At 64.3% G+C, this 13,809-nt stretch carries 12 protein-coding genes; 9 read left to right on the top strand and 3 right to left on the bottom strand.

From position 1 onward, the window contains the following. Nucleotides 1–94 precede the first annotated feature (94 nt). Genes leuS through holA form a run of 3 tightly spaced genes read left to right on the top strand, consistent with a single transcriptional unit; the run spans nt 95 to nt 4,120 of the window. On the top strand, nt 95–2,650 hold the full coding sequence (gene leuS, locus IE101_RS06615) for a leucine--tRNA ligase (RefSeq protein ID WP_189633023.1): 2,556 nt from the start codon (nt 95–97) through the stop codon (nt 2,648–2,650). Then, nucleotides 2,637–3,122 carry an LPS assembly lipoprotein LptE gene (lptE, locus tag IE101_RS06610; protein ID WP_189633022.1) on the top strand — a complete coding sequence of 162 codons (486 nt, stop codon included), beginning with the start codon at nt 2,637–2,639 and terminating at the stop codon, nt 3,120–3,122. The genes leuS and lptE overlap by 14 nt, the downstream gene beginning before the upstream one ends. Then, complete coding sequence (gene holA / locus IE101_RS06605) at nt 3,119–4,120, top strand: DNA polymerase III subunit delta (RefSeq protein ID WP_189633021.1); 1,002 nt, start codon at nt 3,119–3,121, stop codon at nt 4,118–4,120. Before lptE ends, holA begins: the two co-directional genes overlap by 4 nt. 42 nt (nt 4,121–4,162) lie before the next feature. Here holA and IE101_RS06600 read toward each other — a convergent pair whose 3' ends face one another. Both IE101_RS06600 and nspC read right to left on the bottom strand, forming a co-directional pair. Beyond that, nucleotides 4,163–5,398, bottom strand: a complete 1,236-nt coding sequence (locus IE101_RS06600) for a saccharopine dehydrogenase family protein (protein ID WP_189633020.1) — start codon at nt 5,396–5,398, stop codon at nt 4,163–4,165. A gap of 48 nt (nt 5,399–5,446) precedes the next feature. Further along, nucleotides 5,447–6,541: a carboxynorspermidine decarboxylase gene (gene nspC, locus IE101_RS06595; RefSeq protein ID WP_189633019.1), complete on the bottom strand. Its 1,095-nt coding sequence runs from the start codon at nt 6,539–6,541 to the stop codon at nt 5,447–5,449. A 206-nt stretch (nt 6,542–6,747) separates the two neighbouring features. Between nspC and IE101_RS06590 the strand changes: the two genes are divergently transcribed. The 6 genes from IE101_RS06590 to IE101_RS06565 all read left to right on the top strand — a co-directional run bounded on the left by IE101_RS06590 (nt 6,748) and on the right by IE101_RS06565 (nt 12,593). Then, nucleotides 6,748–7,788 (top strand): LLM class flavin-dependent oxidoreductase, encoded by a 1,041-nt coding sequence (locus IE101_RS06590; RefSeq protein WP_189633018.1) that lies wholly within the window; start codon nt 6,748–6,750, stop codon nt 7,786–7,788. 117 nt (nt 7,789–7,905) lie between these two features. Further along, nucleotides 7,906–8,724 carry a phosphonate ABC transporter ATP-binding protein gene (gene phnC / locus IE101_RS06585; RefSeq protein ID WP_189633017.1) on the top strand — a complete coding sequence of 273 codons (819 nt, stop codon included), beginning with the start codon at nt 7,906–7,908 and terminating at the stop codon, nt 8,722–8,724. A gap of 45 nt (nt 8,725–8,769) precedes the next feature. Continuing rightward, complete coding sequence (phnD, locus tag IE101_RS06580) at nt 8,770–9,666, top strand: phosphonate ABC transporter substrate-binding protein (protein ID WP_189633016.1); 897 nt, start codon at nt 8,770–8,772, stop codon at nt 9,664–9,666. Between the two features lie 87 nt (nt 9,667–9,753). Continuing rightward, nucleotides 9,754–10,629, top strand: a complete 876-nt coding sequence (gene phnE, locus IE101_RS06575; RefSeq protein WP_189633015.1) for a phosphonate ABC transporter, permease protein PhnE — start codon at nt 9,754–9,756, stop codon at nt 10,627–10,629. A 3-nt stretch (nt 10,630–10,632) separates the two neighbouring features. Further along, nucleotides 10,633–11,949: a phosphonate ABC transporter, permease protein PhnE gene (phnE, locus tag IE101_RS06570; RefSeq protein ID WP_189633014.1), complete on the top strand. Its 1,317-nt coding sequence runs from the start codon at nt 10,633–10,635 to the stop codon at nt 11,947–11,949. Between the two features lie 26 nt (nt 11,950–11,975). Further along, the gene (locus tag IE101_RS06565) at nt 11,976–12,593 is read left to right on the top strand and encodes an LbetaH domain-containing protein (RefSeq protein ID WP_189633013.1); all 618 of its coding nucleotides are present in this window, start codon (nt 11,976–11,978) and stop codon (nt 12,591–12,593) included. Here the strand turns inward: IE101_RS06565 and IE101_RS06560 are convergent, their stop codons facing one another. Then, complete coding sequence (locus IE101_RS06560; protein ID WP_189633012.1) at nt 12,594–13,775, bottom strand: alpha-D-ribose 1-methylphosphonate 5-triphosphate diphosphatase; 1,182 nt, start codon at nt 13,773–13,775, stop codon at nt 12,594–12,596. Nucleotides 13,776–13,809 lie beyond the last annotated feature (34 nt).

Below are 13,809 nucleotides of genomic sequence, written 5' to 3'. Positions count from 1 at the left end.
AGGGAAAGTTGCGGGGAAACCGGGCTTGGGCTGGACCTTTGGGGCCGGGTCGGGTTAATTCCGCGCGGCAATCCGCTGGATGAATGAGGCAAGCATGTCGCGCTACGAACCCGCCGTGATCGAGGCGAAATGGCAAGAGGCCTGGGACAAGGCCGGAGTCTTCACCGCCAAGCGCGACCCGGCGAAGCAGAAATACTATGTGCTGGAGATGTTCCCCTATCCGTCGGGGCGTATCCACATGGGCCATGTGCGCAACTACACCATGGGCGACGTGGTGGCGCGCTACAAATCGTCCTGCGGGTTTTCGGTTTTGCATCCCATGGGGTGGGATGCCTTCGGGATGCCGGCCGAGAATGCGGCGATGGAGCGGGGCGGCCACCCCAAGGACTGGACCTATGGCAATATCGCCGACATGCGCGGGCAGATGAAGCCGCTGGGTCTGTCGATCGACTGGAGCCGCGAGTTCGCCACTTGTGACCCGGAATACTACGGGCAGCAGCAGGCCATGTTCATCGACATGATGGAAAAGGGCCTGGTCTATCGCAAGGCGGCGATGGTGAACTGGGACCCGGTCGACATGACCGTGCTGGCCAATGAGCAGGTGATCGACGGCAAGGGCTGGCGGTCGGGCGCGGCGGTGGAGCGGCGCGAGCTGACGCAGTGGTTCTTCAAGATTTCCGACATGGCCGAGGATCTGCTGGAGGCGCTGGACGGGTTGAAGGACTGGCCCGAGAAGGTGCGTCTGATGCAGGCGAACTGGATCGGCAAGTCGCGCGGGCTGCAATTTGCCTTTGATACCGTGGGCGCGCCGGACGGCTTTGACCGGCTGGAGGTCTATACCACGCGGCCCGATACGCTGATGGGGGCCTCATTCGCCGGGATCAGCCCGGATCACCCGATGGCCAAGGCGCTGGCGGGCGATCCGAAGGTCGAAGCGTTCCTCGCGCAGTGCCGTCTGGGCGGCACCACGGCCGAGGCGCTGGAGACGGCCGAGAAGATCGGGTTCGATACGGGCATCCGTGTGAAGCATCCGCTGAACCCGGATTGGGAGCTGCCGGTCTGGATCGCAAACTTCATCCTCATGGATTACGGCACCGGCGCGATTTTCGGCTGCCCGGCGCACGACCAGCGCGATTTCGAATTTGCCAGCAAATATGGCCTGCCGATCACCCAGGTCTTTGTGGCTGAGGGTGCCGAGGACGCCGCGCTGACCGAAGCCTATACGCCGCTGAAATCCGAGCGCGTACGCTATGTCCGCGGCATTGCGGGCGAGAGCGTGATGACCGGGGAAGAAGGCGTGGCGCAGGCGATTGCGCTGGCCGAATCCCGCGGCTTTGGTCAGGGCGTCACCAAGTTCCGTCTGCGTGACTGGGGCATTTCGCGGCAGCGTTATTGGGGGTGCCCGATCCCGGTGGTGCATTGTGCGAGCTGCGGTGTGGTGCCCGAACGGAAGGAAAACCTGCCGGTCGAGCTGCCCTATGACGTGGCCTTCGACAAGCCCGGCAACCCGCTGGACCGTCACCCGACCTGGCGTGATTGCAGCTGCCCGAAATGTGGTGCGGCGGCGAAGCGCGAAACCGACACGATGGATACCTTCGTCGATTCGTCCTGGTATTACGCGCGCTTCACCGCGCCGCGCGCGACCACGCCGACCGTGGCCGAGGATGCCGATTACTGGATGAACGTCGACCAGTATATCGGCGGGATTGAACATGCGATTCTCCACCTGCTCTATAGCCGGTTCTTCGCCCGCGCGATGAACGAGACGGGCCATCTGCCCGCCAAGGCACGCGAGCCGTTCAATGCCCTGTTCACCCAAGGCATGGTGACGCATGAGATTTACCTGACGCGGGATGCCAATGGGCGGCCGGTCTATCACCTGCCGGAGGACATCCTGCGCAGCGAGGGCGGCGCCACGCTGAAGGACGGCACGGCAGTCGAGGTCATCCCTTCGGCGAAGATGTCGAAGTCGAAGAAGAATGTCGTCGATCCGATGAACATCATCGCGCAATTCGGTGCCGATACCGCGCGCTGGTTCGTGATGTCGGACAGCCCGCCCGAACGCGATGTGGAATGGACCGCCTCGGGCGCCGAGGCGGCCTACAAGCACCTGTCGCGCGTCTGGAACCTGTGCAGCCGCATCGGCGAAATGCCCGCCGATCACGCGGGCACCGATGATCTGGCGCTGCGGAAAGCCACGGCCAAGGCGGTGGACGAAGTCACGCGCGGGATCGACGGCTTTGCCTTCAACAAGGCCATCGCCAAACTTTACGAATTCACCAATACGTTGGCCAAGGCCGATGCCTCGACCCCGGTGATGAAGGAAGCGATCCGCACGCTGGCGCAGCTGATGTCGCCCATGACGCCGCATATCGCGGAATCGATCTGGACCTATCAGGGCGGTGAGGGGCTTTGCGCGCAGGCGCCCTGGCCCAAGGCTGATCCGGCGCTGCTGATCGATGACACGGTGACGCTGCCCATCCAGATCAATGGCAAGCGGCGGGCGGAAATCAGCGTACCCAAGGACATGCCCGCACCCGAGGTTGAAAAGATCGCGCTTGCGAATGAGGATGTGATCAAGTTCCTCGCCGGTCAGCCGGTGAAGAAGATCATCGTCGTTCCGGGGCGCATCATCAATGTCGTGGTATAAACGCCGTAATTTCATGGTCATGGCGGGTGCGGCCCTTTCGGGCTGCACCTTCACACCGGCCTATGCGCCGGGCGGGCCTGCCGCCGCGCTGCAGGGCGCGGTGCGGGTGGACAGCCCCGACAGCAAGAACGGATTCGATCTGGTCGAGCGGCTGGAAGAGCGTCTGGGCCGTCCGCAGACCCCGCGCTATGCGCTGAGCTATCAGATCAGCACCGAGCGAATCGGTGTGGGCGTCACGCCGGAAAACGCGATCAGCCGCTATCACCTGCGCGGTCGGGTCGAATGGCAGCTGAAGGATCAGGGCGGCGCCAGCGTGACCGAAGGGGTCGCGCAGAGCTTTACCTCGTGGTCGGCGACGGGATCGACGGTTTCGGGCCTCGCGGCGGAAGAAGACGCCGCCTATCGGCTGATGCGGATTCTGGCGGACCAGATCGTCACGCGGCTGGTGGCCACGGCCGGCACCTTGCCATGAAGCTGACCGGTGCGGCGGCGGTTGCCTATTTCGGCAAGCCGGACCCGGCCTCGGCGGGGATTTTGATCTTTGGGCAGGATGCGATGCGGGTTGCCCTGCGGCGGCAGGAGGTGATCCTTGCGCTGATCGGCCCAGAAGGCGAGGGCGAAATGCGCCTGAGCCGGATGCAGGCCGCCGAACTGCGGAAAGATCCGGCGCTGCTGATGGATGCCATCAAGGCGCAGGGGTTCTTTCCCGGCCCCCGCGTGGCCTTTGTCGAAGATGCAACCGATACGCTGACGCCGACCATTACCGCCGCGCTCAAGGAATGGCGGCCGGGCGATGCCCAGATCGTGGTGACGGCAGGCGGGCTGACCACCAAATCCGCGATGGTCAAGCTGTTCGAGGCCCATCCCACTGCCCGCTGCATCGGCATATACGACGACCCGCCCAGCCGGGAAGAGATCGAGGCCACGCTGCGGAAAGCCGGTCTGACCGAGATTGACCGCGCCGCCATGGCCGATCTGCAAACGCTCGCGCGCGAGCTCGACCCCGGTGATTTCCGCCAGACGGTGGAAAAGATCGCGCTCTACAAATGGCAGGACCGGACGCCGCTGTCGCCCGCCGATGTGGCCGCCATGGCCCCCGCCACCATCGAGGCCGAGGTCGATGACCTGATAGACGCCGTGGCCGAGGGGCGCAGCGGGGCCATCGGCCCGATGGTGCGGCGACTGGAAGGCCAGGGCACGCAGCCGGTGGCCATCTGCATCATGGCGCTGCGCCACTTCCGCACGCTGCATGCTCTGGCGACCGATACCAGCGGGCAGGCCCATTACCGGGTGCGCGGGCCGCGCAAGGACCGCATCCTGCGGCAATCCAAGGATTGGGGCGTCAAGCGGATCGAGGATGCGTTGGCGCTGATCGTGGAGACGGACCTGACGCTGCGGTCGGCCTCGAAGGCGCCGGCAATGGCGGTGATGGAACGCGCGCTGATCCGCCTTGCGATGATGAAACGCTGATCCCCGGAACGAAAAAGGCGGCCCGCAGGCCGCCTTTTCATCTCAGAACGTCAGCAGGCGGTCGCCTGCGGCATCCTTGATGCGGCTCGGCAGCCCCATCGTGTTCAGCAGGTTGATGAAGGGCTTGGGGTCCAGCTCTTCGACATTGACCATGGTGCCGACATCCCAGGTGCCATCGGCAATAAGCAGCGCCGCGGTAACCGGCGGCACACCTGCGGTATAGCTGATGCCCTGGCTGCCCACTTCCTCATAGGCTTCCTTGTGGTCGGCGACGTTGTAGATCAGCACCTCGACCGGCTGACCGTCCTTCACGCCCTTCACCACATCCCCGATGCAGGTCTTGCCGGTGTAGTTCGGCGCAAGGCTGGCCGGATCGGGCAGCACGGCCTTGACCACCTTCAGCGGCACGACTTCCTGCCCCTCAGCGGTTTTCACCGGCTTTTCGGACAGCAGGCCCAGATTCTTCAGCACGGTGAAAACGTTGATGTAATGGTCGCCAAAGCCCATCCAGAAGCGGACATCGGCATCCTTGTAGCGGTTCGAGAGGCTGTGCACCTCATCATGGCCGGTCAGATAGGCCTTCTGGTCACCGACGACGGGCAAGGTCCAGGTCTGGCCCACCTCGAACATCTTGTTCGATTGCCAGGCCCCCTGCTGCCAAGAATAGACCGTGCCGGTGAATTCACGGAAGTTGATTTCCGGGTCGAAGTTCGTGGCGAACCATTTGCCATGGCTGCCTGCGTTGATGTCGACGATGTCGATCGAGGTGATCTTGTCCATCATGCCTTCGGCCACGCGCGCCCAGGCGTTCACCACGCCGGGGTCAAAGCCGATGCCGAGGATCGCGGTCACGCCCGCCGCCTTGCAGCGGTCGCGGCGCTGCCATTCGTAGTTCCCGTACCACGGCGGCGTTTCGCAGATCTTGGCCGGGTCTTCGTGAATGGCGGTGTCCATATAGGCGGCGCCGGTTTCGATGCAGGCCTCCAGCACCGTCATGTTCACGAAGGACGAACCCACGTTGATGACGATCTGGCAGCCCGTCTTGCGGATCAGGGCTGCCACTTCCGCGCTGTCCATGGCGTTGACGGCATGGGCCTCGAACACGCCCGGCACCTTCATCGCGTTCTTTTCGTGAACGCTGGCGACGACGGCCTCGCATTTGGCCTTGGTGCGACTTGCGATATGCAGATCGCCCAGCCGGTCATTATACTGCGCGCATTTATGCGCGACGACCTGAGCCACGCCACCGGCGCCGATGATCAGAACGTTCCGTTTCACTTCGAACCGTCTCCTTTAAGGACAGAGGGAAGGGAGGCACCCCGGCAATCAGCCGAGGCTGCTCTCGTAATCGGCATAGCCGAATTCACGCTTGAGGCTCAGCGAGCCATCGAGTTCGCGCACGACGATGCTGGGCATCTTCACGCCGTTGAACCAGTTCTTCTTGACCATGGTATAACCCGCCGCATCCGCGATCGACAGGCGGTCCCCCACGTTCAGCGGGGCGGGGAAGTTGAATTCCCCGAAGATATCCCCGGCCAGACAGGATTTGCCGCAGATCATATAGGGATGATCGCCGCTGACCTCCATCTTGCCCGACTGGCGGTAGATCAGCAGATCGAGCATATGCGCCTCGACCGAGCTGTCCACCACGGCCAGATCCTTGCCGTTGTTGAGGATGTCGATCACCGTCACCTCAAGGCTGGCCGAATTGGTGATCGCGGCCTCGCCGGGTTCCAGATAGACCTGCACCTCGAAACGGTCGGCGAATTCGCGCAGCCGCCGGGCCAGTTTGTCCACCGGATAGCCTTCGCCGGTGAAATGGATCCCGCCGCCAAGGCTGACCCATTTCAGGCGCTTCAGCAGGCCGCCGAACTCATCCTCGATCCGCGAAAGCTGCCGGTCGAACAGGTCGAAATCGGCGTTTTCGCAGTTGTAATGGATCATGAAGCCCGAGATGCGGTCCATCACGGTTTCGATCTTGGTCTGGTCCCATTCGCCCAGGCGCGAGAAGGGCCGGGCCGGATCGGCCAGATCGAAGCCGCTGGTCGAGAACCGCGGATTGAGCCGCAGCCCGCGCGAGATGCTGGCCGACTGGTTGTCGAACTGCTCCAGCTGACCGATCGAATTGAAGATGATCTTGTCGGCATAGCTGACCGCCTCGGCGATCTCGTGATCGGACCAGCCCACCGAATAGGCGTGGGTTTCCTTGCCGAATTTCTCGCGGCCGAGGCGCAGTTCATAAAGACTGGACGACGTGGTGCCATCCATCTGTTCGCGCATCTGGTCAAAGACCGGCCAGGTGGCAAAGCACTTCAGCGCAAGCAGGGCCTTCGCACCCGACCCCTGACGGAGTTGGTCGATGATCGCAAGATTGCGGGAAAGCTTCGCCCGGTCGATCAGGTAGTACGGTGTCTGGATCATGAGAATCCCCCCCGGGGCCAAAAGGGACAATAGCGGCGCTACATATGCCCTATGCCCCCCGGGTGCAAGGGATGTGACAAAACCAGCGGATTTCGGCGAATTCGTGCAAAATGGCCAAAACAATCATCTGGCTGTGCGATGACGCAGGGCGACAGCGAGCCTTGCTGCACTTAGCTTAGCCACAACGGACGAACAGGAGACAGATCATGGACTTCGGTCTTGATACATTCGGCGATGTGACGCGCGATGCCGCGGGGCGGTTGCTGTCGCAGGATCAGGTGCTGCGTAATGTGGTGGCCGAGGCGGTGCTGGCCGATCAGGTCGGCGTGGATGTCATCGCGCTGGGGGAACATCACCGCGACGATTTCGCGATTTCCGCGCCCGAAATCCTGCTGGCCAATATCGCGGCGCGCACGCAGCGCATCCGGCTGGCCACCGGGGTGACGGTGCTGTCCACCGATGATCCGATCCGGCTCTATCAGCGGTTTTCGACCCTGAACGCGATTTCCGGCGGGCGGGGCGAGGTGATCCTGGGCCGGGGGTCCTTCACCGAAAGCTATCCGCTGTTTGGCCATGACATGCGGAATTACGAGACGCTGTTCGAGGAAAAGCTGGATCTCTTTGCCACGGTGAACCGTGGCGGCAAGGTCAGCTGGAAAGGCCAGCACCGCGACCCGGTCAAGGTGGATGCGGTCTATCCCCCCGCCGGACCGGGCGGGATTTCGGCCTGGATCGGGGTGGGCGGCAGCCCGGAATCCGTCGTGCGGGCGGTGCGCTATGACATGCCGATGATGCTGGCAATCATCGGGGGCGATCCGCGGCGCTTCAAACCCTTCGTGCAGCTTTACCACGACGCACATCGCCAGATCGGCACGGCGCCGAAACCGCTGGGCGTGCATTCCCCCGGCCTGATCGCCGACACGGACGAGGCCGCGCGCGAGGCCGCCTATGTGGGCTACAAGGCGCTGCATGACCGTATCGGCCGCGAACGCGGCTGGCCGCCCATCACCAAGGACGCCTTCCTGCATGAGGTGGAGCGTGGCAGCCAATATGTCGGCAGCCCCGAAACCGTCGCGCGCAAGATCGCCTCGACGGTGCAGGCGCTGGGTCTGCAACGCTTCAGCATGAAGTATTCGGCCGGCACCACCCCCCATGCTGACCTGATGCGCTCGGTCGAACTTTACGGCACCCGTGTCATCCCGATGGTGCGTGATCTGCTGACCGCAGCACCGGCCCGCGCGCACTGACCCGCAGGGGGCGGCCCGTCCGCCCCCGGCCCCCTTCGTCGTGAAACTTTCACGGCGGCGCGACGCGGCTGTCACACAGCCTGCCTATCCCGCTGGCAACAGGTTCAGGGGGATACCATGCTGCAGGTTCGCAACGTCTCGCGTCTCTTTGGCCAGAAGGCCGCGGTGGACAATATCAGCTTTTCGGTCGATCGCCCTGCCTTTGTCGGCATCATAGGGCGGTCGGGCGCAGGGAAATCCACCTTCCTGCGCATGATGAACCGCCTGACCGATGCCAGCGCCGGCGAAATCCACGTGGACGGGCGCGAGATCCTGTCGCTGCGCGGCGCCGCCCGCCGGGAATGGCAGAGCCAATGCGCGATGATCTTCCAGCAGTTCAATCTTGTGCCGCGCATGGATGTGGCCTCGAACGTGCTGCACGGTCTGCTTAACCGCCGCTCGACCCTGACCGCGATGTTCAACCTCTGGCCCCGCGCCGATATCCTGCGCGCGCTGGATATTCTCGACCGGCTGGGCATCGCCGAACAGGCCCCCAAACGGGCCGAGGCCCTGTCAGGTGGTCAGCAGCAGCGCGTGGCCATTGCCCGCGCCCTGATGCAGGACCCCCGGATCATTCTGGCCGATGAACCCATCGCCAGCCTCGACCCGATGAATGCGCAGGTCGTGATGGATACCCTGCGCCGCATCAATGTCGAAGACGGGCGGATGGTGATCGCGAACCTCCATACGCTCGATACCGCGCGCCGCTATTGCGACCGCGTTATCGGCATGCGCGACGGGCGCATCGTCTTTGACGGCAGCCCCGAACAGCTTTCGACCGGCGTCGCCCGCGACATCTATGGCGCCGACGACACCTTCAACGAAGCCGCGACCTCGACCGCGATCCCCACGGATACCGAGGCCGATGCCGCCTGGGCCGAGCAGATGCTGGCCTGAGTTTCACCCCGCCCCCGACGGACGGGGGCCGTTACGGAGACGACCATGAAATACCTCCTTCTCGCCCTTGCTGCGACGACCACCCTGTCGGGCGCCGCTGCCGCGCAAGAGATCAAGGAATTCAACATCGGCATCCTCGGCGGCGAAAACGCGCAGGACCGCATGACCTCGAACGAATGCTACCGCGCCGCGATCGAGGCCGAGCTGGGCGTGCCGGTCAAGGTTTTCACCCCGGCCGATTATGATGGCGTGATTCAGGGCCTGCTGGGCGGGACGCTGGACATGGCCTGGCTGGGCGCCTCGGCCTTTGCGAAGATCCACCTGACCGACCCGAATGCCGTGGACCTGGCCCTGACCAAGCAGAACGCCGATGGGTCGACCGGTTACTATTCGATTGCCTTTGCCCGCAAGGACAGCGGCATCACCAAGATCGAAGATGCTAAGGGCAAGGTCTTTGCCTTCGGGGAACCGAACTCGACCTCGGGCTACCTGGTGCCGGCCGCCGAACTGATGGCCACCTACGGCAAGCTTGAGGATTACTTTGGCGAAGTGAAATTCTCGGGCGGGCACGAACAAACCATCGTGGGCGTGGCGAACGGCGATTTCGCCGCGGGCGTCAGCTGGGCTGACGGTCTGGGCAACTGGGAAGACGGCTACAATTCGGGCGCCTTCCGCAAGGCCGCCGATGCCGGTCTGGTCGAGATGAATGATCTGGTCGAGATCTGGAAATCCAAGCTGATCCCGGAAGGCCCGATGGTCGTGCGCAAAGCCCTGCCGCAGGACGTGAAGGACAAGGTCACCAAACTGACCGCCGACCTTCATGAAACCGACAAGGACTGCGCCTATGGTGTGGCTGCGGGCGAGGCGAAGGATTTTGTGCCGGTCACGCTCGACGCTTACGCAGGCATCCTGGAAGCACGCAAGCTGCAGGACGCACAGTAATTTCAGAACGCTCTGCCGGGCCCCTGAAAGGGGGTCCGGCAATTTCATTTCCGGCCCCGGACTGCCGCGGGCCCTGGGGGACTGCCCATGGTTGACATCGCCTTTGGCCCGGACCGCGGCCCCAAGCCCGAACCCGGCACGCTCCGCGACAGCTATCTGCAACAGGTACAGCGCCGCCGTCTCTATGGCGGGCTTTTGCTGCTGCTGTTCGTCGTTCTCATGGCTTCGGGCTTTCGCATGGCGGAAGACCGGAACGCGGGCGGCTTTCTGGACGGCCTGCCCATGCTGGGCGCCTTCCCGGCAGAGGTCCTGTCCGAAGCCTGGGAAAAGCGGGCCGAAGTTCCGGCCCTTGCGATCAGCTATCTGCCCTCGCTGATCGAGACGCTGAACATCGCGGCGGTGGCCACGCTGCTGGGGGCGCTGGCCGCCATGGCGCTGGCGCTGCTGTCCACCCGGGGGCTGGCGCGCTGGCCGCGGGCGACGGGCATCTTTCGCCGCCTGATGGATGCGCTGCGGGCGGTGCCGGAAATCGTCGTGGCGCTGGTGCTGATCTTCATCTTGGGCGGCGGGCCGATCCCGGCCGTCATCGCCATCGCGCTGCATACCGCGGGCGCGTTGGGAAAGCTGTTTTCCGAAGTGGCCGAAAACGCCGATCTGAAACCGGTCGAAGGGCTGACATCGGTCGGCGCGGGCTGGACGCAGCGGATGTGGCTGGGCGTTCTGCCGCAGGTCGCGCCGAACTGGATCAGCTATGCCCTGCTGCGCTTTGAAATCAACGTCCGCGCCTCGGCCATTCTGGGCTTCGTGGGCGAGGGCGGCATCGGTCACGAGCTGAAGCTTGCAATGCAATGGGGACAGGGCCGCTACGATCAGGTGGTGGCGATCTTCCTCATGCTGTTCCTGACCATCGCCCTGATCGACCGCCTGTCCGATCGTTTCCGCACCCGCATGGTGAAAGGTTGACCTATGGCCTCGCTTGATGCCGCGCTGATCGATGATATCTCGTCCCGCTTTATCCGCCGCCGCCTTGTCGCGCTGGCCCTGCCCGCGCTGGTGCTGGCCTATCTGGTCTATGCCGCGCTGTCCTTTGATGTGGCGGGTCTGGCGGCGCGCGCGCGGCTCGACAATGCCGCGATCCTTCTGTCGGATTTCTGGAACTACAAGACCCATGTCACCCGCAACAACCGCAGCGGCGCCCTGACCGTCGCGGTCGAGGGCGAGGCAAAGGGCACCTACCCCGCAGGAAAGCTTCCCGATTGGGTCACGGTGCAGGGCGCGGTCACGACCATCGACCTTGGGCGCGGGCATATTGTGACTTATGATGATGCAGGCGCGCGCTATGTGGTGCCGGGCTATGGCACCATCGACATCCGCCCCGAAGGCGACCGGCTGGCGCTGACCGCGCCGGAACCTTTGCCCGACTGGCTCAGCGTTTCCGACACACGGATCAGCGTCAAGACCGATGCGGGGCGCTTCAACTATACACGGTCCAAGGTCGAAACCTTCCGCTACCAGCCGGGGTGGGAGCTGTTCTTCTTCACGCTCGACAGCCCCTTCCATGACCGCAGCTGGGGTGAACTTGCGGCGCTGGCGCTTTGGGGCGATCGCGTCGATTCGGCCCGCCCGAACATCCTGGCCATGCTGCACGATGTCTGGACCAACAAGATGTGGCGTCATGCCGATGTGGCCTGGGCAATCTTTGAAACCATGCTGATGGCCTTCCTGGGCAGCTTTGGCGCCGCCCTTGTGGCCCTGCCGCTGGGCTTTCTGGCCGCATCGAACATGATGCCCCTGCGCGCCCTGCGCTTTGCCCTGCGCCGGGTCTTCGATTTCATCCGCGGGGTGGATGGGCTGATCTGGACCATCATCTTGTCGCGTGCCTTTGGCCCTGGCCCGATGACGGGGGCGCTGGCCATCCTGATCACCGATACCGGCAGTTTCGGCAAACTTTTTTCCGAGGCGCTGGAAAACATCGACGAAAAGCAGGTCGAGGGCGTGCGCTCCACCGGGGCCGGGGCGCTGCTGCGCGCGCGCTTTGGCGTGATCCCGCAGGTGACGCCGGTGCTGCTCAGCCAGGTGCTCTATTACCTCGAAAGCAATACCCGCAGCGCCACGGTGATCGGGGCCATCGTGGGCGGCGGTATCGGCCTGATGCTGACCCAGGCGATCATCACCCAGAAGGACTGGGAGGAGGTTGCCTATTACATGGTCCTGATCGTGCTGATGGTCATGCTGATGGACACGATATCCGGCTGGCTGCGGCGCAGGTTGATCCGCGGCTGACGCCCCTTCCGTTGCAGGTTTTTGATATGCCCAAACTTTCCGCCACCACCCCGGTGATCGGCCCCGATTGCCAGATCGTGAACAGCAGTTTCGGCGCCTGGTGCGAGGTCGGCGCCGGAAGCCGCATCCTCAACACCTGGTTCGAGGATTACGCCTATTGCGACCGGCTGGCTGACATCGCCAATACCACGCTGGGCAAATTCGCCAATGTGGCAGCCATGACGCGGATCGGGCCGACGGATCACCCGATGCATACCGCTTCGCTCCACCATTTTCTGTATCGGTCGTCCTATTATTGGGAGGATGTGGCCGATGATCCCGACTTTTTCGCCCATCGCGAAGGCCGCCGCACGGTGATCGGGCCGGATACCTGGCTGGGCCATGGCGTGATCGTCAAGCCCGAGGTGACGGTGGGTGCGGGGGCCATTGTCGCCGCCGGGGCGGTGGTGACGAAGGATGTCGCGCCCTACATGATCGTGGCGGGGGTGCCCGCCGTGCCGCTGCGCGCGCGGTTCAGCGCGGGGATTGCCGACCGGCTGATGGCACTGGCCTGGTGGGATTGGCCGCACGACCGGCTGCGCGACGCGCTGGCCGATTTCCGCGCCCTTCCTGCCGAGGCGTTTCTGGAAAAATACGGCGGCTGATCATTCCGCCGCAAGGCGCAGCGGCACCGGCTGCGCCAGAAAGCGGCGCGCGGCCTCTCCGGCCAGATAGGCCAGACGCCCGCCCGCGATGGTCGCCTCGACCACGCGGGTTTCGGCATTCACCACCACCAGATCGGCGCGCATCCCGGGATCAAGCCGTCCCCGGTCGGTCATGCGCAGGATCTCGGCCGGGGTTGAGGAAATCATCGCCCAGGCCTTGGGCAGCGGCAGAAGCCCGCGGTCCACCAGCGCCCACGCGGCCATGGCCAGCGCAGGCAGGTGGTAATCCGACACCAGCGCATCGCAAACCCCTTCGGCAATCAGCTCCCGCGCCGAGACATTGCCCGCCTGACTGCCGCCCCGCACCACATTGGGCGCCCCCAACAGGACCGGGCTCATCATTGCATGGGCGGCCACGGCGGCACGGCGCGAGGTGGGGAATTCCGCGATCCGCGCCCCGATCATCGAATAGAATTCGCGGGTTTCGCCATCAGGGTCATCGTGGCTGCCATAGATCACGCCCATGCGGTCAAAGGCCTCGGCCAGAGAACACAGGTGCCGGGGCACGGCGCGGGCCTGGGTGCGGACGGCCTCCAGCCGCTCGCGCAGCTGTTCGGGTTTCACGCCCAGCTTGCGCGCCCAATAGGCGAAGGCCGCCGGATCGCCGCGCGCCATTGTCAGACCCTCTTCGGCATGGTCGTTGAAGACCACATAATCAATGCGGTGGCGGCGCACGGCCTCAATCAGGCGGTCGCCTTCCGACACCAGCCGCGTTTCGGCCCGGATTTGCAGACGCAGGTCAATGAGCGAGTCCGGCCGATAGGCGGCCAGCGCCTCGGCCAGCGCCTCGGCATGGTCAGGGCTGCGATGGCCGCCCTCCCAGCTCCAGCCCTGGGCCAGATAGGCGGTGGTCAGACCGTGGGCCGCAGCCTCGCGGTCGGTGGCGGCCAGCCCCGCCCGCAGCGGAAACGGGGCCGAGGGGCGCGGCGCAACCTGCCGTTCGAAACTGTCGCCATGCAGGTCGATGATACCCGGCAGGATCAAATAGCCCGACAGATTCACCTCGGGCAGCGGGCCGCGGGTAATGCGCCCTTCGGCAATGCCGATGGACCGGCGCTGCAATTCGCCGTCGCGCAGGATTTCGGCGCCGGTCAGGCGCAGCGGGGGCAGAAAGGAGGGCATCACGATCTCGGCCTTGCAGCGGTTTGACCGTGAC

Origin of the sequence: Gemmobacter lanyuensis, assembly GCF_014652355.1 — a bacterium.
In the GTDB taxonomy this organism is placed as follows: domain Bacteria; phylum Pseudomonadota; class Alphaproteobacteria; order Rhodobacterales; family Rhodobacteraceae; genus Gemmobacter; species Gemmobacter lanyuensis.
This window is presented reverse-complemented; position numbering and strand designations above follow the sequence as displayed.

What these genes read in the sequence shown, in the direction of transcription:
- leuS (WP_189633023.1), top strand. Translation starts at nt 95, where the DNA reads ATGTCGCGCTACGAACCCGCCGTGATCGAGGCGAAATGGCAAGAGGCC.
- lptE (WP_189633022.1), top strand. Translation starts at nt 2,637, where the DNA reads ATGTCGTGGTATAAACGCCGTAATTTCATGGTCATGGCGGGTGCGGCC.
- holA (WP_189633021.1), top strand. Translation starts at nt 3,119, where the DNA reads ATGAAGCTGACCGGTGCGGCGGCGGTTGCCTATTTCGGCAAGCCGGAC.
- nspC (WP_189633019.1), bottom strand. Translation starts at nt 6,541, where the DNA reads ATGATCCAGACACCGTACTACCTGATCGACCGGGCGAAGCTTTCCCGC.
- IE101_RS06590 (WP_189633018.1), top strand. Translation starts at nt 6,748, where the DNA reads ATGGACTTCGGTCTTGATACATTCGGCGATGTGACGCGCGATGCCGCG.
- phnC (WP_189633017.1), top strand. Translation starts at nt 7,906, where the DNA reads ATGCTGCAGGTTCGCAACGTCTCGCGTCTCTTTGGCCAGAAGGCCGCG.
- phnD (WP_189633016.1), top strand. Translation starts at nt 8,770, where the DNA reads ATGAAATACCTCCTTCTCGCCCTTGCTGCGACGACCACCCTGTCGGGC.
- phnE (WP_189633015.1), top strand. Translation starts at nt 9,754, where the DNA reads ATGGTTGACATCGCCTTTGGCCCGGACCGCGGCCCCAAGCCCGAACCC.
- phnE (WP_189633014.1), top strand. Translation starts at nt 10,633, where the DNA reads ATGGCCTCGCTTGATGCCGCGCTGATCGATGATATCTCGTCCCGCTTT.
- IE101_RS06565 (WP_189633013.1), top strand. Translation starts at nt 11,976, where the DNA reads ATGCCCAAACTTTCCGCCACCACCCCGGTGATCGGCCCCGATTGCCAG.
- IE101_RS06560 (WP_189633012.1), bottom strand. Translation starts at nt 13,775, where the DNA reads ATGCCCTCCTTTCTGCCCCCGCTGCGCCTGACCGGCGCCGAAATCCTG.